Origin of the sequence: Advenella kashmirensis WT001 (assembly GCF_000219915.2) — a bacterium.
Lineage (GTDB): Bacteria > Pseudomonadota > Gammaproteobacteria > Burkholderiales > Burkholderiaceae_B > Advenella > Advenella kashmirensis.
On record NC_017964.1, the window covers coordinates 1,639,279 to 1,663,362 of the forward strand.

At 56.1% G+C, this 24,084-nt stretch carries 21 protein-coding genes and 3 pseudogenes; 14 read left to right on the forward strand and 10 right to left on the reverse strand.

From position 1 onward, the window contains the following. Position 1: 1 nt before the first annotated feature. From nuoI to TKWG_RS07700, 7 genes and pseudogenes are all read left to right on the forward strand, one after another. Positions 2–490: an NADH-quinone oxidoreductase subunit NuoI gene (gene nuoI, locus TKWG_RS07670; protein WP_014750299.1), complete on the forward strand. Its 489-nt coding sequence runs from the start codon at positions 2–4 to the stop codon at positions 488–490. A gap of 20 nt (positions 491–510) precedes the next feature. After that, positions 511–1,149, forward strand: a complete 639-nt coding sequence (locus TKWG_RS07675) for an NADH-quinone oxidoreductase subunit J (RefSeq protein ID WP_014750300.1) — start codon at positions 511–513, stop codon at positions 1,147–1,149. Further along, positions 1,146–1,472 (forward strand): NADH-quinone oxidoreductase subunit NuoK, encoded by a 327-nt coding sequence (gene nuoK, locus TKWG_RS07680; protein ID WP_014750301.1) that lies wholly within the window; start codon positions 1,146–1,148, stop codon positions 1,470–1,472. The genes TKWG_RS07675 and nuoK overlap by 4 nt, the downstream gene beginning before the upstream one ends. A gap of 9 nt (positions 1,473–1,481) precedes the next feature. Next, positions 1,482–3,520, forward strand: a pseudogene (nuoL, locus tag TKWG_RS07685) (NADH-quinone oxidoreductase subunit L). Between the two features lie 457 nt (positions 3,521–3,977). Further along, positions 3,978–5,011 (forward strand): annotated as a pseudogene (locus TKWG_RS07690) (NADH-quinone oxidoreductase subunit M). A 9-nt stretch (positions 5,012–5,020) separates the two neighbouring features. Next, positions 5,021–6,505, forward strand: coding sequence for an NADH-quinone oxidoreductase subunit NuoN (nuoN, locus tag TKWG_RS07695; protein WP_041709167.1), 1,485 nt, complete (start codon positions 5,021–5,023; stop codon positions 6,503–6,505). 13 nt (positions 6,506–6,518) lie between these two features. Continuing rightward, positions 6,519–7,022 carry a DUF2818 family protein gene (locus TKWG_RS07700; protein ID WP_014750303.1) on the forward strand — a complete coding sequence of 168 codons (504 nt, stop codon included), beginning with the start codon at positions 6,519–6,521 and terminating at the stop codon, positions 7,020–7,022. Between the two features lie 112 nt (positions 7,023–7,134). On the opposite strand, the gene TKWG_RS07705 is transcribed toward TKWG_RS07700, so the two are convergent. From TKWG_RS07705 to TKWG_RS07715, 3 genes are all read right to left on the reverse strand, one after another. Further along, a complete protein-coding gene (locus TKWG_RS07705) occupies positions 7,135–7,842 on the reverse strand; it encodes a 3'-5' exonuclease (protein WP_014750304.1) in 708 nt (235 codons plus the stop codon). 54 nt (positions 7,843–7,896) lie between these two features. Continuing rightward, the gene (locus TKWG_RS07710) at positions 7,897–9,783 is read right to left on the reverse strand and encodes a DUF294 nucleotidyltransferase-like domain-containing protein (protein ID WP_014750305.1); all 1,887 of its coding nucleotides are present in this window, start codon (positions 9,781–9,783) and stop codon (positions 7,897–7,899) included. A 97-nt stretch (positions 9,784–9,880) separates the two neighbouring features. Then, positions 9,881–10,231 carry a VOC family protein gene (locus TKWG_RS07715; RefSeq protein WP_014750306.1) on the reverse strand — a complete coding sequence of 117 codons (351 nt, stop codon included), beginning with the start codon at positions 10,229–10,231 and terminating at the stop codon, positions 9,881–9,883. 706 nt (positions 10,232–10,937) lie between these two features. Here TKWG_RS07715 and TKWG_RS07725 point away from each other — a divergent pair. Continuing rightward, entirely contained in the window at positions 10,938–11,597 is a 660-nt protein-coding gene (locus tag TKWG_RS07725; protein ID WP_014750308.1) for a glutathione S-transferase family protein, read from the forward strand. 42 nt (positions 11,598–11,639) lie between these two features. On the opposite strand, the gene serB is transcribed toward TKWG_RS07725, so the two are convergent. Then, on the reverse strand, positions 11,640–12,512 hold the full coding sequence (serB, locus tag TKWG_RS07730) for a phosphoserine phosphatase SerB (RefSeq protein WP_014750309.1): 873 nt from the start codon (positions 12,510–12,512) through the stop codon (positions 11,640–11,642). Positions 12,513–12,539: 27 nt separating this feature from the next. Then, positions 12,540–15,977, reverse strand: a complete 3,438-nt coding sequence (gene mfd / locus TKWG_RS07735; protein ID WP_041709171.1) for a transcription-repair coupling factor — start codon at positions 15,975–15,977, stop codon at positions 12,540–12,542. A gap of 240 nt (positions 15,978–16,217) precedes the next feature. On the opposite strand from mfd, the gene TKWG_RS07740 reads away from it, so the two are divergent. Both TKWG_RS07740 and ispF read left to right on the forward strand, forming a co-directional pair. After that, a complete protein-coding gene (locus TKWG_RS07740) occupies positions 16,218–16,901 on the forward strand; it encodes an IspD/TarI family cytidylyltransferase (protein WP_081489384.1) in 684 nt (227 codons plus the stop codon). A gap of 147 nt (positions 16,902–17,048) precedes the next feature. Next, a complete protein-coding gene (gene ispF / locus TKWG_RS07745; RefSeq protein ID WP_014750313.1) occupies positions 17,049–17,534 on the forward strand; it encodes a 2-C-methyl-D-erythritol 2,4-cyclodiphosphate synthase in 486 nt (161 codons plus the stop codon). Positions 17,535–17,647: 113 nt separating this feature from the next. On the opposite strand, the pseudogene TKWG_RS07750 reads toward ispF, so the two are convergent. From TKWG_RS07750 to ompR, 5 genes and pseudogenes are all read right to left on the reverse strand, one after another. Further along, positions 17,648–18,165: pseudogene (locus tag TKWG_RS07750) on the reverse strand (carboxymuconolactone decarboxylase family protein). Positions 18,166–18,220: 55 nt separating this feature from the next. Beyond that, positions 18,221–18,769: a peroxiredoxin gene (locus TKWG_RS07755; protein ID WP_014750316.1), complete on the reverse strand. Its 549-nt coding sequence runs from the start codon at positions 18,767–18,769 to the stop codon at positions 18,221–18,223. 147 nt (positions 18,770–18,916) lie between these two features. Then, a complete protein-coding gene (locus TKWG_RS26450) occupies positions 18,917–19,630 on the reverse strand; it encodes an ATP-binding protein (RefSeq protein ID WP_041709176.1) in 714 nt (237 codons plus the stop codon). After that, positions 19,588–20,325 carry a HAMP domain-containing protein gene (locus TKWG_RS26455; protein ID WP_041709178.1) on the reverse strand — a complete coding sequence of 246 codons (738 nt, stop codon included), beginning with the start codon at positions 20,323–20,325 and terminating at the stop codon, positions 19,588–19,590. Before TKWG_RS26455 ends, TKWG_RS26450 begins: the two co-directional genes overlap by 43 nt. Positions 20,326–20,339: 14 nt before the next feature. After that, positions 20,340–21,041, reverse strand: coding sequence for an osmolarity response regulator transcription factor OmpR (gene ompR, locus TKWG_RS07770; RefSeq protein ID WP_041709181.1), 702 nt, complete (start codon positions 21,039–21,041; stop codon positions 20,340–20,342). Positions 21,042–21,485: 444 nt separating this feature from the next. On the opposite strand from ompR, the gene tsaB reads away from it, so the two are divergent. The 4 genes from tsaB to TKWG_RS21380 are packed head-to-tail and all read left to right on the forward strand — an operon-like array spanning position 21,486 to position 23,980. Then, complete coding sequence (gene tsaB / locus TKWG_RS21365) at positions 21,486–21,833, forward strand: tRNA (adenosine(37)-N6)-threonylcarbamoyltransferase complex dimerization subunit type 1 TsaB (protein ID WP_050981568.1); 348 nt, start codon at positions 21,486–21,488, stop codon at positions 21,831–21,833. 22 nt (positions 21,834–21,855) lie between these two features. Then, positions 21,856–22,293: a hypothetical protein gene (locus TKWG_RS23235; RefSeq protein ID WP_050981569.1), complete on the forward strand. Its 438-nt coding sequence runs from the start codon at positions 21,856–21,858 to the stop codon at positions 22,291–22,293. Between the two features lie 49 nt (positions 22,294–22,342). Then, entirely contained in the window at positions 22,343–22,957 is a 615-nt protein-coding gene (rimI, locus tag TKWG_RS21375; RefSeq protein WP_050981570.1) for a ribosomal protein S18-alanine N-acetyltransferase, read from the forward strand. Positions 22,958–22,963: 6 nt separating this feature from the next. Continuing rightward, the gene (locus TKWG_RS21380; RefSeq protein ID WP_014750318.1) at positions 22,964–23,980 is read left to right on the forward strand and encodes a uracil-DNA glycosylase; all 1,017 of its coding nucleotides are present in this window, start codon (positions 22,964–22,966) and stop codon (positions 23,978–23,980) included. The last annotated feature ends 104 nt before the right edge of the window (positions 23,981–24,084 follow it).

Genomic DNA, 24,084 nt, shown 5'->3' on the forward strand with positions numbered 1-24,084 from the left:
CATGAGTGCAATTAAGGATTTTTTTGGCAGCCTGTTACTGACTGAATTGCTGAAAGGCATGAGTCTGACGGGCAAGTACTTCTTCAAACGCAAGATTACGTTGCAGTACCCTCACGAGAAGACGCCGGCCTCGCCGCGTTTCCGTGGCCTGCATGCGCTGCGCCGCTACCCCAACGGGGAAGAGCGCTGCATTGCCTGTAAGTTGTGCGAAGCGGTGTGTCCGGCCCTGGCCATCACCATTGAGTCGGTAGAGCGTGATGACGGCACCCGTCGCACCTCGCGCTATGACATCGATCTGACCAAGTGCATTTTCTGCGGCTTTTGCGAAGAAAGCTGCCCGGTCGATTCTATCGTCGAGACACATATTCACGAGTACCACGGTGAGAAGCGGGGCGACCTGTACTTCACCAAGGATATGCTGCTCGCCGTAGGGGACAAGTATGAATCCGAGATCGCTGCGCGTCGCGAAGCCGATGCCCGGTATCGATAAAGGCAAATGAGAAGATAACCATGTTTACAACTGTTCTCTTTTATATTCTGGCCGTTATCCTGATCATTGCAGGTGCGCGGGTCATTACTGCGACCAGCCCGGTAACGGCGGTGCTGCACCTGATTCTGACGTTCTTTACGGCATCCATGCTCTGGATGCTGCTGGGCGCCGAGTTTCTGGCACTGTTGCTGGTTCTGGTTTATGTGGGCGCCGTGATGGTGCTGTTCCTTTTCGTCGTTATGATGATTGACATCACACCGGCCAGTTTACGTTCCGGTTTCAAAACCTATCTGCCGCTGGGATTGGTGATCGGTGGCGTGATGGTGCTGGAAATCGCTTTTGTATTGGGCAATATGTATCTGGGTTCGGGTCCATCCATCTCCATGCCGGCTGATTACGACAACACCCGTCAATTGGGCATTGCCTTGTATTCCCAGTATTCCTATGCGATCCAGATTGGTGCGATGACGCTGCTGGTGGGGATGATCGCTGCGATTGCGCTTACCTTGCGCGAGCGCCGTAATCGCAAATATGTCACTTCTGATCAGCAATTGCGCGTCAAGGCATCCGATCGTCTGAAAATGGTCAATATTCCGTCGCAGACTGAAGTGCCGACGACTGAAGTGCAGGATGTGAAACCAGCAGGGGAAGGCAAATGACCATATCACTCGCTCATTATTTGATCCTTGGCGCAATTATGTTTGCCATGGGCGTCTTTGGTATTTTTCTGAACCGTCGCAATCTGATCAGTCTGTTGATGTCGATCGAGCTTATGTTGCTGGCCGTCAATATCAATTTCGTTGCTTTCTCCAGCTGGATGCCGGGTGCCGATGGCATGCCCGATACAGCCGGGCAGGTATTCGTATTTTTCATCCTCACGGTGGCCGCTGCCGAGGCGGCTATCGGCCTGGCGATTCTTGTGATGCTGTTCCGTAAAATCAATTCAATCAACGTGGACGACATCGGTCGTTTGAAAGGGTAAGGACCCGGAATGAACAACTCCTTATCATCTTCACTGCTTCTGGTCATTGCGCTGGCTCCCTTGCTGGGCGCTGTCCTTACCGGTTTCTTCGGGACCGGCTTTGTCGGTCGCTCGGTCAGCCGCCGTGCGTCCCACATGATTACGATCATCCTGGTGGCCGTGTCTTTCTTTGGTTCGGCCTACGTGCTGTACCAGGTCGGCTTTAACGGTGCTTACTATAACGATACGGTCTATACATGGAGCCTGATCGGCACCCGTGTTGCAGAGGTGGGCTTTCTGGTTGATGCGCTGACTGCGCTCATGATGGTCGTGGTCACTTCCGTATCGCTGATGGTTCACATCTACACCATCGGCTATATGTCCGATGATCCGGGCTATCAGCGTTTCTTCTCGTATATTTCGCTGTTCACCTTCTCCATGCTGATGCTGGTCATGGCCAACAACATGCTGCAGCTGTTCTTTGGCTGGGAAGCGGTGGGCCTGGTTTCTTATCTGTTGATTGGTTTCTGGTACACGCGGCCGACGGCGATCTTCGCCAACATGAAGGCGTTCCTGATCAACCGCGTGGGCGATTTCGGCTTTGTGCTGGGTATTGCGCTGCTGTTTGCCTACACCGGCTCGCTGAACTACGGCGACGTTTTCGCCCAGTCTGAAAAACTGGCGGCGACCGCTTTTCCGGGTACCGATTGGCAATTGATCACTGTTGCATGTATCTGCCTGTTTATCGGCGCCATGGGTAAATCAGCCAGGTGCCGTTGCATGCCTGGCTGCCAGACTCCATGGAAGGCCCGACGCCCATCTCTGCCCTGATTCACGCGGCAACGATGGTGACTGCTGGTATCTTCATGGTCGCCCGTTTCTCGCCCCTGTTTGAACTGTCTCCCACAGCCCTTTCATTCGTGATTGTGATCGGTAGTATCGGTGCACTGTTCCTGGGTATTCTTGGCATCATCCAGAACGACATCAAACGGGTGGTTGCCTATTCGACTCTGTCTCAGCTGGGTTATATGACGGTGGCGCTGGGTGCATCGGCTTATCCGATAGCCATTTTCCACCTGATGACACACGCGTTCTTCAAGGCGCTCCTGTTCCTGGGCGCAGGTTCCGTGATTATCGGCATGCACCATGACCAGGACATCCGTAATATGGGTGGCTTGCGCAAGTACATGCCAATTACCTGGATCACTTTCCTGATCGGTACTTTGTCATTGGTGGGTACGCCATTCTTTGCCGGTTTCTATTCCAAAGAACATATTATCGAGGCTGCCGGCGCAGCAACGGTATGGGGTAGCGGCTTTGCCTACTGGGCAACGCTGATCGGCGTGTTTGTCACTTCGCTGTATTCTTTCCGTGTGTACTTCCTGGTGTTTCATGGCAAGCCGCGATTCAATACCGATGGTCATGCGCATCACGGCGACGATCATGCCGCAGCACACGATACGCACAGCCATGACGATCACCACCACGGCGGCACGCCGCACGAGTCTCCATGGGTTGTGACACTGCCTCTGGTATTGCTGGCGATTCCATCCATTGTGATTGGCGCCTGGGTGATTGATCCGTTGCTGTTCGGAGATTTCTTCAAGGGCGTGATTGCCGTTTCCGAAGCGCATCCGGCCATGCAGGAGCTGGCGCATGAGTTCCATGGCTGGGTTGCGTATGGCCTGCATGCCTTTGTCACAGTGCCGTTCTGGCTGATGATTGCCGGGCTGGTTGTTGCGTGGTACTGCTATCTGGTCAATCCGGCGCTGCCTGCGCGCGTGTATCGCTCGCTGTCGGGCATCAATCGGATCCTGGAAAACAAATACTATATAGACTGGGTCAACGAAAACATCTTTGCACGTGGTGCACGCGGACTGGGCATGCTGTTCTGGAACGTCGGTGACAAGGGTGTGATCGATGGCGGTCTGGTCTCGGGTAGTACGCGTCTGGTCGGGCTGGTGGCTGCCATCAGTCGTCATCTGCAATCTGGTTATATTTACCATTATGCATTTGCCATGATCGTTGGCGTAATTGCCTTCATTTCAATATTTGTGCTGGTACTTTAAGATGGGCGAAATGACTTCTACCTTACCCTGGCTGTCCCTGGCAATTTTTGTGCCGATCGTTGCCGGTATTCTGGTTCTGATCATGGGCAGCGACGAACGCGCCGATTTCACCCGCAAGCTGGCACTTTTCGGCTCCGTGATCAGCTTTCTGGTCACCTTGCCGGTGTATTTCGGGTTTGACGGTTCGACGGCACAAATGCAGTTTGTCGAAAAGACACCCTGGATCGATGCCTTCTCTGCGACCTATCATCTGGGCGTGGACGGTATTTCGATATGGTTGGTGCTGCTTACGGCCTTGATCACCGTGATTGTGGTGCTGGCCGGCTGGGAAGTGATTACCAAGCGTGTTGCCCAGTACATGGCTGCGTTCCTGATTCTGTCAGGTCTGATGGTAGGGGTGTTTGCTGCCCTGGACGGCCTGCTGTTCTATATATTCTTCGAAGCCACGCTGATCCCGATGTATATTATCATCGGCGTTTGGGGCGGCCCGAACCGGGTTTATGCCGCGTTCAAGTTCTTCTTGTATACGCTGCTTGGCTCACTGCTGACACTGGTCGCCTTCATTTACCTGTATACGCAGACCGGCTCGTTCGATATTCAGGTCTGGCAGCAGGCCAAGCTGGGTTACACGCCGCAAATGCTGATCTTTTTTGCATTGCTTGCTGCCTTTGCCGTCAAGGTGCCCATGTGCCGGTACACACCTGGCTGCCGGATGCTCACGTGGAAGCGCCTACCGGTGGTTCTATTGTGCTGGCCGCGATTATGCTCAAACTGGGTGCTTACGGCTTCTTGCGTTTTTCCCTGCCTATCGCGCCGGATGCATCGCACAGCATGGCCGGTCTGATGATTGTGTTGTCACTGGTGGCCGTAATTTACATCGGCTTGGTAGCAATCGTTCAGGACGACATGAAAAAACTGGTGGCCTATTCATCGGTCGCCCATATGGGTTTTGTCACGCTGGGTTTTTTCCTGTTCAATACGGCAGGGATGGAAGGCGCAATTATCCAGATGATTTCGCACGGTTTTGTCTCGGGCGCCATGTTCCTGTGTATCGGTGTGCTGTATGACCGCCTGCATACGCGTCGCATTGCCGATTACGGCGGTGTGATCAACACGATGCCCAAGTTCGTCACGTTCTTCGTGCTGTTTTCAATGGCCAACAGTGGCCTGCCTGCAACCAGCGGATTCGTTGGCGAGTTCTACGTAATTCTGGGCGCTGTCGAGCATAACTTCTGGATCGGCCTGCTTACGGCAACAGCGCTGATTCTGGGGGCTTCGTACTCGTTGTGGATGGTCAAGCGCGTCGCCTATGGCGATATTACCAACGAAGCGGTAAAGCAGATGAAAGACGTCAATTGCCGCGAATATGCACTGCTGGCGATCCTGGCGATCTTCGTGCTGGTAATGGGTATCTATCCAAAACTGTTTACCGATGTGATGCACGTGTCTGTCCAGCAATTGCTGGATCACGTGGCCGTTTCTAAATTGTAAGACTGAGTCATCATGGAAAATCAATTTAATTTTGCACTTGCAGCGCCTGAAATCATTCTGGCGATCATGGCCATGGGCATTCTGGTTTACGATGCACTCAGTCATGAAGCCAGTCGCAAAACCACCTATGTTTTCTCCCTGTGCGCGCTGATCATTCTGACTGTGGTATCACTGATGCAGTGGAATAGCGGTATTGGCGGCACGACCTTTTATGGTATGTATGTTGCCGATCCGCTGGCGCACTTTCTGAAGATCGCGTCATATCTGGCGGTGCTGGTCACGCTGATCTACAGCCGCCAGTATGTGGTGGATCGCGACATGTCCAAGTCAGGAGAACTGTATCCGCTGACGCTGTGTGCGCTGCTGGGGCAGATGGTGATGATTTCGGCCAGCAGCATGCTGACCATTTATCTGGGCCTGGAACTGATGTCCCTGGCCCTGTACACGATGGTTGCGCTGCGCCGGGATTCACTGGTTGCTACCGAGTCGGCCATGAAATACTTCGTGCTGGGCGCACTGGCTTCCGGCTTCATGCTTTACGGTATTTCAATGGTGTACGGTGCAACCGGCCACGTGGATCTGGCCGGCGTCATGCAGGTTATCCGCAGTGGCCAGGCTGGCGAAATGACCCTGGTGCTGGGTACGGTCTTTGTTGTTGCAGGCCTGGCATTCAAACTGGGTGCTGTGCCATTTCATATGTGGATTCCCGACGTGTATCAAGGGGCGCCTACAGCCATTACGCTGACAATCGGTGCCGCACCGAAGCTGGCCGCGCTGGCCATTACGTTGCGCCTGCTGATCGAAGGACTCAATGGCGTTGCCCTGAGCTGGCAGCCCATGCTGATCATTCTGGCAGTGCTGTCGCTGGCCATCGGTAATCTGACGGCAATCATGCAGACCAACTTCAAGCGGATGCTGGCTTATTCCACCATTTCGCATGTCGGCTTTGTGTTGCTGGGACTGCTTTCGGGCGTGGCCGCCAACGGTACGGTCATGAGTGGCGCCTATGCCTCTTCGCTGTTTTATATCGTGACCTATGTGCTCACCACCCTGGCCAGTTTCGGTCTGGTGTTGTTAATGAGCCGCCAGGGTTTTGAATGCGAAAACATCGACGATCTCAAGGGGCTGAACCAACGCAGTCCGTTGATGGCCTTTGGCATGCTGCTGCTGATGTTCTCGCTGGCCGGTATTCCGCCACTGGTCGGCTTTCACGCTAAACTGGTCGTCTTGCAGGCAGTCGTGTCAGCCGGACACGTATGGTTGGCTATCTATGCTGTGTTGTGTTCGCTGATCGGTGCTTTCTATTATCTTCGCGTTGTCAAGGTAGTGTACTTTGATGAGCCGGTGCAAGGTGTACCGGCACCTGATACGACCTGGTCATTCCGTAGTGGCGTCATGTCCGTCAATGGTCTGCTGATCATTGTGCTGGGTATCTTGCCCGGCGGCCTGATGACCTTGTGCGTGCAGGTGATTGACGCTTCACTGAAATTCTGACGGACTGATTGTTATGTATCCTGCTGAGTCGATCTGGGTTTTCATTGTGCTGGCATTTGTGTTTGCCATCGCACCGTTTCTGACCGAAAGGACCTTTGTGTTTACGCTTTGGCCGCAAGCGGGCGAGCAGCAAAAGCCGTTCTGGTTCTATCCCTTGCGTGCCTTGTTATCGTATGCGGCGATTGGCGCCGGTTGCTGGTTGCTGGGAACGCAGGCCGGCAACTTGCCCTATATGCTGGCGGGTGTATTACTGTTGAGTCTGACGCTATATGTGCCTGGCGCCGTGGTCACGCCACACGTGCCGGTCAAGCATGTGAGTACTCACCTGCTGGAAGTGCTGATTGGCTTTTTTGTGGTGGGCGCGATCGGCTTTGCGATTGAGGCTAACTACGCGAATCCTTCAGTGAAAAACTGGGAGTTCTATGCCATTGCAGCGTGTCTGTACGTGGTGCTGGGGTATCCCGGTTTTGTCTGGCGCCATCTGATGAAGCATCCCAAGCGCCATAAAGCAGCCTGAAGACAGGCTGGCAGATCAGATCCCGGCAGTGTGCGCACTGGCCGGGTTTTTTTTCGAATGCAGCTGCACCGGCGTGGACATCGGTTGAATCCCTGTGAGTCGATGCGCCGGTTTATTGTCCGAGTATTTGCCGGTATTGCCGCTCTGCGACGCCCAGGGTATTGAGCGTGCGCCAACCCTGTTGCTCGCATTTTTTATTGATGCACAGAAATAGCTCGGCAGTCGCCAGTGCATCGGCCACTGCGTTGTGGCGTCGATGGTTGTGTATATTAAACAATTGCATCCAGTCGTCCAATGTTCTGTGGCTCATGGCTTGTTCACGCAACAGGGCAGGAGCCAGATAGGCCAGGTCTATCCATTGCCTTTTTTTCAGATCAGTTTGCAGCCACATTTTCAGGCTTTTTTCGAGCATAGTCTGGTCAAAGGCGACGTGAAAGGCCAGCAAGGGATCGGGGCCGATGTATTCAAGAAACTGCATGAGCGCCTCGGCCGGGTCAATGCCACTGCGTTGTTTGCCGCCTGCAATGCCGTGGATCAGAATATTGCTTTTGCTGCTGATCTGCTCTTGCCGCAGAACAATGTCGAAGGCATCGTCCAGCATGATACGCCCATGTTCGACAGCAACCGCACCAATGGCGATCAGGGTATCTTTTTTCAGATTGAGTCCACTGGTTTCCACATCCAGCACAACAATTCTGCTTTCGTGAACCGCCTGAGTGCCACTGGGTTGTGGCAGCGTACGCCACGCCTCGAAGCGCGCTTGCAGCGAGGCAGGGCGTGGATGTGTGTTGCCTGCACGGAAAAACTCAAGCAGACTCATGACTACTCGCTTCCGATGGCTTGAGGGAACGCTTCTGATAGCTGTCGTTGCATCTTACAGTGCATACTTCACCCCCAACATGCTTTGCAGAGACTTGGCCAGCCGGAAGGCTTCACGCAGGATTCGATTATCCAGGGCATTAAGCGTGCCAGGATCAATCTGGTTCGTGTAAGGCTGATTTTTTGCAGCAGCCTGATGATGCAATTGCATTCGCAATAACTGGATGTACAGGAATGCTTCTGCATAGGCGTCGGCCTGTTCCTGGCGCAGCCCGGCTTTTGGCCCTGCTTCTTTTAGGCGCAATACTGTATTGGTGTGATTGCTGCCCGTCTGCAGCGCCAGTATGCGCGCGGCGTCGACAAAGAGCACCGCCGCCTGGGTCTTCAGATCCAGGGTATTGTCCTGGCTGGTCACGAAATCACGGAACAGACCTAATGGCGGTTTGCGTGACAGCGCAGTCTGCGTCAGAAAACGCAGAAACAGCGGGTGCTGTGTCAGCGCTTGGTTCAACCATTGGCGCAGCGACCTGGGCAGTTGCTCATTGCCATCTAGCGCACGAAAATCAAAGAAGATGGTGGAATGCATGATGGCCTGCGGATCGGGGCTGCTAATCCAGGCACTGAAGCGGGCGCGCCATTCTTCGGCGCTCAGACACCATTGCGGGTTCGAAGCCATAATATTGCCTTTGCACAAGGGAAAGCCGCAGGTATCAAGGGCCTGATTGACCTCTTTGGCAAATGCCAGCAGGATAGGGCGTGCCGCTTCAGCGTGTTGTGCACTGGTGGCGCTAAAGATAATGCCGTTGTCCTGATCGGTATAGAGCGTTTGCTCCATGCGACCTTCGGAGCCCAGTGCCAGCCAGCAATAGTCCAGTGTCTGCACTTGCGGATGTCGTTCACGCATTAAGCGTGAAATCTGGCACAGCGTCAGATCGTTCAAGGCAGAAATAATCTGTGTAATCTGCTCCACGGCGATACCCTGGGCCATCATATTGTCGCCCAGCTTGCGAATATCGTCGCAGCAGGAGGAAACATCCTGAACCGACTGTGCTGCCTGCAGGCGTAGGTTGATTTGTCGCAGACTGATTCGCTGCAGCGAGAACAGGTCCTTTTCCGATACCATCCCACGCAGCCTGCCGGTATCGGCGTCAGCGACCACGATATGCCTGAATCCACGCCTGGCCATAATGAGCGCTGCCTCGGAGGCTGGCGCATCCGGCGGCAGTGAAACGGGATCTGCCGTCATATAGCGCGAAAAAGGGGCATCCAGATCGGCCTGCGGCAGCGCGACCCGGGTAAGCAGATCCTGCAATGTGAAAATACCGACTGCCTGGTTATTGTGGTCTACCGCGATGATGGAGCCGACCTGCTGCTCCTTCATGTATTCCAAGGCGTCGCGCAGCGCCAGGCCGGACGAACAGGTCACCGGCTCTCTTCGGATCAGTTGCTGCAAGGGCATGGTTAACGCCGGATGTTCAGCGCTGCTGCGGCTATATTGCGCCTGGATAATCTGTTTGGAGTACTCAAGCAGCAGGGCGGTGCGCTGTTCGCAATAATCCCGGAATACCGGCGATTCTTCCCGCAGTTTCTGAAAACCTGCCAGGCTCAGTTCATACACAAAAGTATCGGTCGCAGCGACGAACTGACTGCCTGGGGATCGGCTGGCCAGTATCGCGCCCAGGGGAAAGCATTCACCTTCGTGCAGTTCGAACGTATCGCGATACTGGCGGGCCGAGCTGGCCAGCTGCTCGGTCTGCACAATACCCTGCTTGACGATATAAAAGGTTTCCGGTGGCGGCGCGTTGGCCGGGATAATCGTCTCGCCCTTGGCAAAGTAATTGATGGTCAGCCGGCCCGCCAATGCTTCCAGTACGTGCTCCTGCATGTTCTGAAAGGGAGGAAAGCGTTTCAGATGCTCAACGATAGCCTGATTCAACTGCATGATATGTCCCTGGCAATGGGTTGTCGTCTGTCGGGTAGTGTATGGTTCCTTCATGGACAGAGTTGTTTCAGGGTTATTTTATACCTGCTTGCGTCACTCACAGATGAACCAGAATATTGATCAGGCGGTCAAAGGGATCGCGCACGTAAAAACGACGTACCCCCCAGGGTTCAGTCACGGGGCCATATTCGGGTGTAATGGCTGCCGCCTTGCAACGCTGCAGGGCTTGATCCAGGTCGTCCACTTCAATGGACAGATCGGGTACCGGGGTCCCTGATCCGCCTTCACTGGCGATACTCAGCTGCGTCTGCATGGTCTGGTCCGAGCCGTAAGTGGCCAGCCAGCCATGGTTCATCAGCAGATCCAGGCCCAGTACATCCTGATAAAACGCTTTGGCGGCTGCGACATTAGGGCTTTGGATATTGGCGACAATACGTTTGACTTTCATGAGTCTGGTTCCTCCGATGGCCGGTACGTTGATCACGCCCTGACGGCGTTGCTGTGGTGCTGACTATAGCCGGTGTGTATGCCGGTATGCAGGTCGGGTGGCAGATGCTGGATATTCAACTGCCCTGGTTCTGAGCCGCGTTCGCACGGATTGCCTGCCATCCAGGCCCCGGTGTGAGTTGATGTGTCGTTCTGATCGAGATTAGCTGCTGATTTGCATGATTTTAACTGATCTGGGTGCTTGCGCATACAACGCCTGGCGCACTGGCGCAGGTCGGTTTGTACGGATGTTGCCAGTGGGCACTGTGAAGGCTGCCCGATGCGCCTTAAAGTGCGCTGTGCCGGCTCAACAGTTCGGCGTTGGGCAGTCACGCCGCAAGACGCGAGCTGCAGCGGCTGCACTGGCGAATGGCGAATGGCGAATGGCGAAAACCGCCAGAAAGGCATTGGGCAAGCATGTCGCAGGGCGGCTGAAGTGGTAGGTAGTCTTGACGCGCTACGGATCGGTTGTTAATCTGTTTCGCATAGCGGTCGTTTGAAGGGCAACCTGAGTGTAATTGAAGCGCAAACCGAGATGCGGCCGGGGTGCAACTCACATGCAAACGAAAGGATACGCTTAAACCGGGAGGAGCAATGATCGTGACTCACACTGCTGTCGTTCAGTACCCCAGGTCAGGGTGCAGGTGCCGCTTTGGCGGCATAGCGCAATGACGCCCACCATTACTGCCTTTGCGCAGTCTCCCGATGGGGGCAGGGGGCTGGCGCGGGATATGCGAGTGCGCTGGGCCTTTGAAGAAGCCGGGCAACCTTATCTTGTGCGTTATCTGTCGTTTGCGCAATTGAAGGAGCCTGCGTATTATGCGCAGCATCCCTTCGGACAAATTCCCAGCTATGAGCAAGGCGATTTGGTTCTGTTTGAGTCAGGCGCCATCGTGCTGCACATTGCCCAGCAGCATGGGCAACTGTTGCCGGATGATCCCGGTGCACGGGCGCGTGGCATTGTCTGGATGTTTGCGGCGCTCAATTGCCTGGAACCGCCCATCTGGGAGTGGGTCATGGGCAGGATTCTGGAGTCTGAGCAGAGCTGGTATGAGCAACGCCAGCACATTCTGCAGGAGCGGATACGCGTTCGGCTGGATCAACTGAGTCGCCGGCTCGGACACGCTGATTGGCTTGAAGATCGGTTCAGCGCCGGAGACCTGTTGATGGTAACCGTGCTGCGGATTTTGAATGAATCGAACCAGAGCCCGCTACCCGACTACCCGAACCTGAGGGACTATGTGGCGCGAGGCGAGGCGCGACCTGCTTTCAAGCGGGCGTTTGCGGCGCAACTGGCCGCATTCAACGCGCATATGCCGTCTGACTAAACGGGTGCGGGACGATGGGCAGCGGCAAAATGGCCGTTGCTCTCAGCGGGCTTGCGCGGCCTGTGTGGCGTCCTTGCTGTCAAACCAGTTCAAAATAGCATCCAAGCCGGCGTAGTTGATCTGAAATGCCGCGGCCTGTTGCAATACCGGCTTGGCGCGATAGGCGACGGAGTAAGCCGCATTGCTCAGCATGGCCAGGTCGTTGGAGCCGTCGCCGACCGCAATGCATTGTTCGGGTGTGGCGTTTAGCGACAGGGCAAGCGAGCGCAGGTGCGCGGCTTTTTTGTTGCCGTCTACGATATCACCATATACCTGTCCCGTCAGTTTACCGTTATTGACTTCCAGAACATTCGCATGCGCGCTGTCCAGTCCCAGGCGTGCGCGCAGTTTTTCAGTGAAAAAGGTAAAGCCGCCGGACACCACCATAACATGGACGCCCGCGGCCTTCATTGTGCGGATCAGTTTCTCGGCACCCACATTCAACTGGAGCCGCTCGTTATAGACACGCAACAGATCTGTTTCGGCCACGCCTTTGAGCAGGGCGACGCGACGTCGCAGGCTCTCGCTGAAATCGGTAATTTCGCCACGCATGGCCGCCTCGGTAATGGCGGAGACTTCGGCCTTTTTACCGACCATATCAGCAATCTCATCGATGCATTCGATATTGATCAGGGTCGAATCCATATCCATGGCCAGCACTTTCATATCATGCAGCGGCCGGATATCTTCGAGCGCGGCGACGTCCACATGTTTGCTCCTGGCCCACGCTTGCAGCTCGGCAAGGGCAGATTGGTCTATCTCTTCAAGCCGCATGGCGCAGGCATTCAGGGGGGTAATGCGGTTGGCGCTGACCAGCGCAGCGGCCTGTTCGATCAGGTCATGGCGAATGCCGGGGGCTTGAAGTACGAGATGCATGTTAAGGAAAATCCGGATAAAAAGGAGTCAGGCCGCCAGTGTCTTGAGCAGCAGGCGAATGGTATCGATACGGCGACTGATGTCGGGCATATTATTCAGTTCAATGCGTAATTTATCCGCCCCCGAAAAACGGATGTGCTTTTGTTTTTGCACCAGTTCTATCATTTTAAGCGGGTCGGCGCTGGTCTTGGGACCGAAAACCAGTAGCGCCTGCTCATCGCTGATGTCGACCTTGATGATGCCCAGCGCTTCGGCCAGAATGCGCAGGCGGTGCGTGGCGATCAACATGCGCGCCGGCTCAGGCATTTTGCCAAAGCGGTCGGTAAGCTCTTCCTGAATGGCCAGCAGGTCATCTTCGGTCTTGGCGTGGGCCAGCTGTTTGTACAGGGACAGGCGGGCATGGATATCGGTACAGTAATCAGCCGGAAGCAGGGCAGAAGTGTGCAGCTTAACTTCGCAAACGGAGTTGAACGGAGTCTCCAGATCAGGCTCTTCGCCAGCCTTGAGCGCCCGCACGGCTTCGTTGAGCAGATCGCTGTACATGGTAAAGCCGATTTCGTTGATATTGCCCGATTGCGATTCGCCCAGCACTTCGCCCGTACCCCGGATTTCCAGATCGTGCATGGACAGAAAGAAGCCCGAGCCCAGTTCTTCCAGGGACTGAATGGCTTCCAGCCGTTTCTTTGCATTGCTGGTAATGGCATCTTCGCCCGGTGTGAGCATATAGGCATAGGCCTGATGGTGCGAGCGGCCCACGCGACCCCGCAACTGATGCAGTTGCGCCAGGCCCAGCCGGTCTGCGCGATGGATAATGATGGTATTGGCGCTGGGTACATCAATACCGGTTTCGATAATGGTGGTGCACAGCAGAATGTTAAAACGCTGTTGATAAAAGCCCTTCATGATCTCTTCGAGTTCGCGTTCGGGCATCTGGCCATGGGCCACGGCAATACGCGCTTCGGGCAGCAGTTCTTCCAGGCGCGCGCGGCGGTTCTGAATGGTTTCCACTTCGTTGTGCAGGAAGTACACCTGGCCGCCGCGTTTCAATTCACGCAGGGCGGCTTCGCGGATGGTGCCATTGTCTTCGCGCCGTACGAAAGTTTTGATAGCCAGGCGCTTTTGCGGTGCCGTGGCAATCACGGAAAAGTCGCGTATGCCTTCCAGAGACATGCCCAGCGTACGCGGAATGGGTGTTGCGGTCAGCGTCAGAATGTCCACTTCAGCGCGCAGCGCCTTGAGCGCTTCTTTCTGGCGCACACCAAATCGATGTTCTTCATCAATAATGACCAGCCCCAGACGCTTGAATTTGACTTCCTTGCCCAGCAGCTTATGCGTGCCGATGACAATATCGACCGTGCCATCCTGCAAGCCGTCCAGCGCCGCTTTGACTTCCTTGGTGCTGCGAAAGCGCGACAGTTCTGCCACACGCACCGGCCAGTCGGCAAACCGGTCTGCGAAGGTCTGGGCATGCTGCTCGGCCAGCAGCGTGGTGGGGCACAGCAGGGCAACCTGTTTGCCATTGGCGACACACAGAAAGGCCGCGCGCAGGGCAACTTCGGTCTTGCCGAAACCCACATCGCCGCACACCAGTCGGTCCATCGGTTTGCCGGAGGTCATGTCGCCAATCACGGCATCAATGGCGGCCTGCTGGTCGGCCGTTTCTTCAAAGCCAAAACCTTCGACAAAGGTCTGATAGTCAGAAAAGGGCAGCTTGAACGAAAAGCCTTCACGTGCGGCGCGCAGCGCATACAAAGCCAGCAGCTCGGCTGCCGCATCGCGGATTTGCTTGGCGGCCTTCTTGCGGGCTCGGTCCCATTGCCCGGATCCTAATTGATGTAGCGGAGCATGCTCGGGATCAGCACCGCTATAGCGGGAGATTACGTGCAGTTGCGAGACCGGGACGTAGAGCGTGCTGTTGCCTGAGTATTGCAGATGCAATAACTCGATATCGCCTTCGCCCAGGTCCATGGTCACCAGGCCATGGTAGCGACCGATACCGTATTGCATATGAACGACCGGATCGCCCTCGCGCAGCTCGGACAGGTCTCGCACCATGGCGTCAACGTTGCTGCTGCGTTCCTGTTTCTTGCGACGGCGCTGGGCGACCGACGCCGAACCGGGGTACAGGTCATTCTCGGTGACCAGGCACAGTTGCCTGTCACGGATGATAAAACCGGTGTTCAGCGGCGCAATGGCAATGCCAAAATCGATATCGGAGGCCACAAAGTCCTGAACGTTATCAAAGGCGGCACTGGGCTCCAGTTGCTGTTCGCGCAGCAATTGCAACAGCGTTTCGCGGCGACCGGCCGAATCGGCGCAGAGCAGCAACCGCTGTTCGCCACGCTTTAACCAGGCGCGCAGGCGCGCAAAAGGATCATCACTGCGTCTGAGTACGGCGATATCAGGGGCCGGCGAAAATTGCGCATTCTGAGAGGTTTCGTCCAGATGTAGTCGGGCAAAGGACTTCAGATGAACGAAAAACTGTTCTTCAGACAGGAACAGGTGCTCGGGCGCCAGCACGGGCCGCTCGCGATCGCTTTTGAGGAATCGGTAGCGACTTTGCGTGTCGTCGTAAAACTGCCGGATGGCCTCTTCGATTGTGCCCACGGTGATCGTGATGGTTTCGGGACGCAAATAGTCAAATAGCGTTGCGGTATCGTCAAAGAACAGTGGCAGATAATACTCGATGCCCGCAAAGGCAATGCCGTTGCCCATATCTTTGTAGGGCATGGCGCGGGATGGGTCACCTTCGAACAGGTCGCGAAAGCGCGAGCGAAAATGGTTGCGGGCGGTTTCGTCCATGGGAAACTCGCGGCCGGGCAACAGTTCCACTTCATTGACCGGATACAGGCTGCGCTGCGTGTCCATGTCGAAACTGCGAATAGACTCGATTTCGTCGTCAAACAGGTCGATCCGGTAGGGCAGCACCGAACCCATGGGGAATAAATCGATCAGCCCGCCCCGGATACAGAATTCTCCGGGCGCGGCCACTTGCGAGACGTGTGCATAATTGGCCAGCATCAACTGGTCGCGCAGCGCGGCCTCGTCCAGTTTGTCGCCTTTTTTGAACGAAAAGGAATAGGCCGCCAGAAACGCAGTGGGCGCCAGGCGATACAGGGCGGTTGTGACCGGCACCGTCAGAACGTCGACTTTGCCCTGCATGAGCGCGGACAGCGTCTTGAGTCTTTCGGAAATCAGATCCTGGTGGGGCGAAAAGCCATCGTAGGGCAGTGTTTCCCAGTCTGGAAACTGGCGCACTCGCAGTTTCGGGTCAAACAGCACCACTTCGTCATGCAGTCGTTGCGCCTGCAGCGGATCGGCGCAGAGCAGCACCAGCGGCTTGCCGGCGGCGCGAGCAAGTTCGGCCGACAGCCAGGCGTCACCCGAACCCGGTGGACGCGGGTAGCTATAGCGTTGACCGGGTTTAAGCGCAGAAAGAAGCGGAGTGAGGCTAGTGTTTGACACAGAGGCAGAAGCAGGGAATCGAATCTGCCCATTTTATCAGATACCGGCGTTTCGCCGCCTGCCGGGACCGCAGTTCGCCGCGGCCAGGGCAACGGTCTGCCAGCAGGCTGTCGGCGCTGTGTTGGCCGGCGCTGGGCGCACCGTCGCGCCGCCGGCTGCGATCCGGCCTGGCAGCGAAGTGGCATGATATTATCTGATCTCTTGAATGATGCGACTGCTGCTTCAACCGCGGCGACCACTATGACTGAGAACATCTTTGCGATTATTCCCGCAGGCGGCGTGGGTAGTCGGGCCCTGACTGCCGACCGGCAGATTCCCAAGCAGTATTGCACGATCAACGGCGTGGCCATGTTGCAACTGGCCGCCAATGCCTTGCGTGCAGATACCCGGGTCGCTGCCGTCCATATTGGGGTCACGGCTGAGGATACCTGGATCGATACGCTGGACCTGGGGCCCAATGTCTACGTCCATCGCACTGCCGGCGCCACGCGGGCGCTCACCGTCAGCGCTACGTTACAAGCGGTTCTGGACCGTGACGATCATGACGGCTGGGCACTGGTGCACGACGCGGCACGGCCGGGCTTGCAGCCCGATGCGCTTACGGCATTGATTGATGCCTGCCTGGGGCAGAAGACAGGCGGGTTGCTGGCCTTGCCTGTGCCCGATACCGTTAAACGCGCAACGGTAGATGAGCAACAGCAGGTATGTGTAGCGCAGACCATCCCGCGTGACGGCTTGTGGCTGGCGCAGACACCACAGCTATTTCCAGCCCGCGCCCTGCTGGATGCGCTGCGCAACGCGATGAGTCAGGGACTGGAGATTACCGACGAAGCTTCGGCCATGGAGGCGGCAGGCATGCGTCCCTTGCTGGTACGTGGTTCGGCCGAAAATATGAAAGTGACCTGGCCTGCAGATTTTGCATGATGGAACGGTGGCTGTCGTATGCCGCAGCGGTGCCGCGGCAGGCCTAAAAATAAAGTGTTGTTGACCTGCGGCACGGCACGAATGCCTTGCGCATGTTGAAATGAAATTAAAGAATGAAGTTTACGCAATAGACAGGGAGAGTGCTGTATGACAATTGGCTTGCGGGTTGGACAGGGGTTCGATGTCCATGCGTTACAGGAGGGGCGGCCCCTGATATTGGGGGGAGTCACCATTGCCCATACCCACGGTCTGCTGGGACATTCGGACGCCGATGCGCTATTGCATGCGATTACCGATGCCATCCTGGGCGCAGCGGCGCTGGGCGACATCGGTCGTTTGTTTCCCGATACCGATCCTGCATTCAAAGGCAGTGACAGTCGGGTGCTGTTGCGCGAGGCGTACCGTCGTGTCCGCGAAGCCGGCTGGCAGGTTGTGAACGTGGACGCCACTATCCACGCCCAGGCGCCGAAAATCATGCCCTATGCGGCGGCCATGGTAAGCAATATTGCTGCTGATCTGGCGCTGGATCCTGGCTGCGTGAATGTTAAGGGAAAGACGAACGAGCATCTGGGCTATCTTGGACGCAAGGAGGGCATTGCAGCCACGGCGGTCGCCTTGCTGGCCCGGCAATAGGACGGCCATAACGGGCGGCAGAATGTACGAAAAGTCGGTTGGTGCAGGTTCACCAGCCAAAAAAATGCCGCGACATTGTGTCACGGCATGACATTCATTGAGCGGCAGACTGACTATTTACCTTCGGCCGTTAACGCCAGCGCAGCGGCATTGACCACCGCGGCGATACGTCCGGCATCGCGCAACTGCTCGATCGTGTAGCCTGCTTTTTTCAGATTGTCAAAATGCGATTTAACGCAAAAGTGGCATTTGCCGACAATCGACGCAGCCAGGGCAAACAATTCAAAACGATCCTGCTCGATGCCGCCATGCGAGGAATAGGCATTCATGCGCAATAGCGGCGGCAGGGTTTTGAGTTGACTGTCGTCGGTCATTTCCACATAGGGATACCAGATATTGTTCATCCCCATCAGGCTGCTGCAGTCAGCACACCATTGACATCTTCCGGGGACAAACCAGACTTGAACTGCTCGATCAGAAAAGGATTTTTCGCGGCATAGGCGGCAGCCAGAGCCACACCCACTGCATCGGCCGGTTTCAGAGAGGAGCGGGCAATGGTGCCATCCAGATTCAGGCGTATGTCCTTGGCCCAATCGGGAATTTCATTTTTAATCGTAGTTAAAAATTGCATAGTTTTTCCTATTAAAAAGAGGAGGAAAAACCCGGCGAACCGGGCTTGATGCAAATTACAGTGTGTCGCCACCCGCTGCGCGGTTGCATGGGCACAATTCATCTGTCTGCAGGCCGTCCAGAATACGCAGAACTTCTTCCGGGTTGCGTCCCACGTTCAGGTTGTTGACTGAAACATGCTGGATGACGTTGTCCGGGTCAACAATGAATGTAGCGCGCAGGGCAACACCTTCATTGCGTTCACGCACGCCCAATTGATCGATCAGGGAACCGGTAGAGTCGGCAAATGAATAGTGACCCAGTTTGTTCAGGTCAGGATGCTCACGGCGCCATGCCAGTTTGCAGAATTCGTTGTCCACAGAGCCGCCCATCAGTACGGCGTCACGATCTTCGAAGTCTTTGGCCAGGTTGTTAAAGCCAACGATCTCGGTAGGGCACACGAATGTGAAATCTTTTGGATAGAAGTAGATCACTTTCCATTTTCCGGGGAAAGAAGATTCTGTGATGTCTTCGAACGCAGAAACGCCGTTTTCTTCATGGTTGTTAAAACCAGGTTTGACACCGACGACTTTGAACGATTCGAGCTTTTCACCAACTGTTTTCATAACTGTTCCTCATAAGAAGTTGAACAACCGCCCGGTGATACCGGGCCTGCTTATTGGCCGCGCCGCAAGGCATGGCAAGGGGGTGGACGATTTGCCACAATGGCCCCGTCCACTTTCCAATATAAGTTTTAATGTTATTTTACACTATCAATACTGGGTGTCTAATTGATAATTTCTATCTCGTGCTTTGGGGATTTCTATGTGCCCGACGAGGCCGGTGGGTTGATTTGGAAGCAACTTCAGGGTGCCACCCACGTGCTGCAGCAGCCGTTCGACGATGGAAAGGCCCAGGCCTGCGCCGGATACGCCGGTGCGTGCGGCTTCACCGCGGGAAAAGGGACGCAGCAGTCTTTCGGTATCCTTGGCATTGATGCCTGCGCCATTGTCGCAAACCTCTATTTCGATCATGCTGCCTTTCTCGCGGACCCGCACCAGGATGTGCGGCTGGCCGTCAGCCACAGACCGACCATAGCGGCGGCTGTTTTCAATCAGATTGCTGACAATTCGCTTCAGGTTCAGTTCCCCTATCCTGGCGTACAGATTCGGTTGAATCATTGTGCGCAATGTGCCACCCAATGATTCCGTATGCGCTTTTTCCCTGTCGGTGATATCCCGCAAAATAGAGGAAACGTTGATGGCTCTTTCCGGAAGCACCCCCGCCGGACGGGCGTACTCCATTAACTGGCCGATACTGTGATCGATCTGTCCAAGATCTTCGTCAATGGCGCTGCGGGTTTCATCACTGACATTACTTAATTCAATTTCCAGGCGCATGCGCGCCAGGGGCGTGCGCAGATCATGAGAAATACCAGCCAGCATCAATTCGCGATCGGCTTCGGTCTGACGGATATCGCGCGCCATGCGGTTAAAGGCATTATTGAGTTCACGGATCTCCAGCGGCCCTGATCGTCAGGCAGGGGCGCCGGGTTCTCGCCCCGCGCAACCTGCTGGGCGGCCTTGGCCAGCCGTGACAGTGGCGTATTGACAAACCGGACGCTGATCGCAGCCCCGATCAGGGCCAGCAGCAGCGCAATCACGCCCCAGCCTATCCATTCGCGCATTTGTGGCAGATTGTCGGTCGATGATTTGAGTAGCAGCCAGTACAGCTCCTCTCCCACATTGAAACTGATCCATATGCCCGGCTCGCCGTTCATGCTGGATGCGATCTTGGTGATGTTTTGGGTGTCGGAGCGCTGGATCTTGTCTGCGAAGATACGCCAGAATGTGGTATCTGGCAACGGCTGCAATACGTCGTCCAATTGCCGGGGGAAGACCTGGATATCCCCGGTGGTGGCCAGGTCGATCACCAATGCGTTCCGATCATTGGGCGGAACGTAGGCGAGCGACTTGCGGGTAATTTTAAGTGCCGTAATGCCGCGTTCGGCCATTTGCGAGGCGCGCGGCTCTTCCTGCATGTTGAAAAACACGATCAGCCAGCACGTCAGACTGACGGCCAGCAATGCCGCGAGCAGGAAAAAAGACCGGCTGAACAAGCTCAGCCGGATCTTTGACGAGAAATTCTGCAGTTGAGGAGGCTGAACCGGAGCAGCGGCCATGGCGGCCCCGTCTTTTAGTTACCGCCGTCCGGAACGAAGACGTAACCCAATCCCCAAACGGTCTGAATAAATACCGGTTTGGCCGGATTCGGCTCTATCAGCTTGCGCAGACGGGAAATCTGGACGTCAAGACTACGATCAAAGGCTTCATATTCGCGGCCACGGGCCAGCTCCATCAGTTTGTCGCGCGATAGCGGCACCTTGGGGTGGCGGGCAAATACTTTGAGCACAGAGAATTCACCCGTGGTGATGGCGACGACTTCTTCGCCGCGCGACAGCGTACGTGTGGACAGATTCAGGGTATAGGGCCCGAAAGCGATCGATTCATTTTCCTGGCTGGGTGCGCCGGGGTGTTCTTCGGAGCCGCGGCGGCGCAAAATGGCATTTACCCGCGCGAGCAGTTCACGAGGATTGAACGGCTTGGACAGATAATCGTCAGCACCCATCTCCAGGCCCAGGATGCGATCGATCTCTTCGGCCTTGGCGGTCAGCATGATGATAGGCGTATTGTCGTTGGCACCGCGCAGCCGGCGACAGATGGACAGACCATCTTCCCCGGGCAGCATCAGATCCAATACCAGCAGGTCGAAATGTTCTCGCTGCCAGAGCTTGGTCATTTCCTTCCCGTCTTCGGCTACGAACACATTGAACCCCTGTTCAGTCAGGTAACGGCGCAGCAGGTCGCGAAGGCGAGGGTCATCATCGACTACCAGAATTTTACGTGGAGGTGTTGACGAGGCAGTTTGTGTGTATTCATACTAATAGGTTAAGAGCTTCCGAGAGAAGTGACAGGGCTATTTGAGCACATGTTACAGTTTCTGCCATCGCACATGGCTTAATTTTCACCATCAGTTACACTAAAAATATTTCTCTGGGTGTGTATTGGTAATGGGAAGCAAATAGATACATTTTGTTTCAAATTGCAAATAATAAGACGCTGCGAAGCTAGTGTGATGCTTGTCCAAAAACGGACGGAACGTGCAAGTGAACTGTGCTATCTATTTTAGCGCAAATCGTCCCGGTCAAAACCGGCTTCCTGTTTATAATTGCGGCATGGCCAGCCCAAATGTCGGCCATTTGTATAACAGACCGTTTCACGGACGGCCAACCGCCAACCGCCAGGCATGCGGCCATAAACTTTTTTCTCAAAAGCGTAGTATATGAATGTCAATCTGATCTCCCTGGAAAGCTCGGCCACCTGTTCGTCGGCGGCACTGCTGCGCTACGACGGTGGACAGTCGCAGACGACCGAGCAGGTCAGCAACCAGGCCAACGGTCATGCCGAACAATTGCTACCAATGCTTGATCATCTGCTCAATTCGGCAGGACTTGACCGAGCCGATATCAGTGGCATCGTCTTCGGCCAGGGACCCGGTGGATTTACCGGCCTGCGTATTGCCGCGGGCATGGCACAAGGGCTGGGCCTGGGCCTGGATATCCCGGTGTTCCCGGTATCGTCGTTGCTTGCCGTTGCCGAGACAGTAAGACCGGTCGCGCCTCTACGCTGATTGTCAGTCTGCTGGATGCCGCATGCAGGAAGTGTTTCTGGCCTGTTTCAGGGAAACCGGCCAGAGCGAGCTCGTTCAGGTTCAAGCGCCGTGCCTGATTGCCGCAGAACAGGTTCCGCTCTGGCTAAAGGGGATCAGCGGCGCCGGCGATATAAACGCTGACGGTGCAAACGAGATCTTGCCGGATCTGACTGTGCCGCTGGCAGCGCGCGAACCCGGCCTGGACGGGCAACCTTCTATTATATTGGTCGGCTCGGGAGTGCATGTATGTTCAGGGTTGGCCCATTTGCCCGGCGTTAAACTGGTGGCGGATGCTGAACCGCGTGCTGCGATCATGGCCCGTATCGGCCTGCGCGCCTGGCTCGCCGGTCGATTTATCGCGGCCGATCAGGCGGCGCCGCTGTACGTGCGTGATAAGGTTGCATTTACGATCAAGGAAAGGGGCTGGGCAGGGAGGTAATCCGCGAGCTATTCCGCTATCGGCTCAACAGATCACGCCAGGCGGGCAAGTGACCGTGTCGCCCGAAGGTCAGACGCGCAGCCAGATGATCATGTCGCTGCAGCAGATGCATACTATCCGGCGCATGACGCAGCAGGATATAGAGGCGGTAGTACATATTGAACGTCGTGTGCAGTCCCACCCCTGGACCGAGGGCAACTTTTTTGATGCGTTAAAAGCCGGCTACGAGGCCTGGGTCGTGTGCCATGGTAACGAGGTAGTTGCGTTTTCCCTGCAACTGATGGCACCCGATGTGGCTCATCTGCTGCTTATTGGCGTTGCGCCCGACTGGCAGGGCCGGGGCATTGGTGCCGGCCTGCTTGCCTGGGGTGAAGAGCGCCTGCTGGCGCAAAAGCTCGATAGCCAGGTGCTGGAAGTGCGTCCGTCCAATACACGGGCTATCGCGTTTTACCACCGCTGGGGTTATGAGCAGATTGGCGTGCGCAAGGGCTACTACCCGGACGGCGCGGTCATAGCGAAGATGCCTGGGTCTTGCAGAAAGCCGTGGTATCCTGATGGCTATGGACTCTTCTTCAGTTTCTGCCGGCGCCCAGCCCGTGGCGCATCCGGTCAATGTTACGGTCAACCCGCTCCAACTTCTCTGGTTGCAAGAGAGCGGGATTGATCGTCTATGGGGGCGCGCGCTGACCGTGTCCGCGGGCGCCGCAAACGCCCTGCGGCGCATACCAGACACTCGCCAGCGGCAGGCGCCGCATCGGCAGCAGAACCTGCCCAGGCGGATTCGGATCCGCGCCCAGCGGCGCAGGTCCAGGCGCCCACACAAGCGCCGGACAGCCCATCGGCAGTGGTAAAAGAAACAGTGCCGGGCGCAACAACAGCAGTCCAGAATGATGCTTCGCCTGCCCGTCAGGCAATGGCTAAACTGCGCGAACAAATGCAGCGGCAACGTCGGCCGGGGGGGCGCGTCGCCGCAGATACGCGTCGTGAAAAAGAAGACCATGCCCGTGGGGCCACGAACGAGATGGGTGCTGCTGTTGTTTCCAACAGCACATCCGGGGCCTTAGTACCTGAAGGTCAGTACAGTCGCCCGGCGGCTTCGCAGCCGCAGGCAGATGCCCGGATCGAGTGGCCGGTATTGGCTGAAACTATCCGGCAGTGCACCCGTTGCGGCCTGTCGGAGCACGCCCGCCAGCCGGTACCCGGCTCTGGTAGCGCGACAGCACGCTTGATGATTATTGACCAGGCGCCAGGCGCGCAGGACGAAATCAGCGGCGAACCCCTCAGTGGACAGGCGGGCCAGCTGCTGGACAATATGCTAGCCGCCATTGGCCTATCCCGTGAGGCGACGTTTATTACTGACGTGGTCAAGTGCCGGCCAATGGTGAGCCGGCCAGCCGAGCCGCATGAGATTGCAGCCTGCGCCGATTATCTGCAACAGCAGATCGCCATGGTGCAGCCTTCATGTATCCTGCTATTTGGCAATGCCGCACAGTCGGTGCTGGGCACCACACAATCGGTGGGCGAGTTGCGCGAGGTCCATGACCTGCAGATTACCGTGCAGGACAGAACCATTCCTGTCGTGGTCACTTTTCATCCGAATCATCTCATGGCCAATCAGGCTGCCAAGCCGCTGGCCTGGCTCGATCTTAAACGTATGCGACAGTTGCTGCGGCAGGCTGCAGTATAAGATGCCGGAAATCCAATAGATCGTGACAGGAGTGCGCTGGCCGCTGCGCGGCCGGATCTGGTGTCGCCGTCGGGCAGCAGCCCCGGATGCGAATGTTCAGCTCT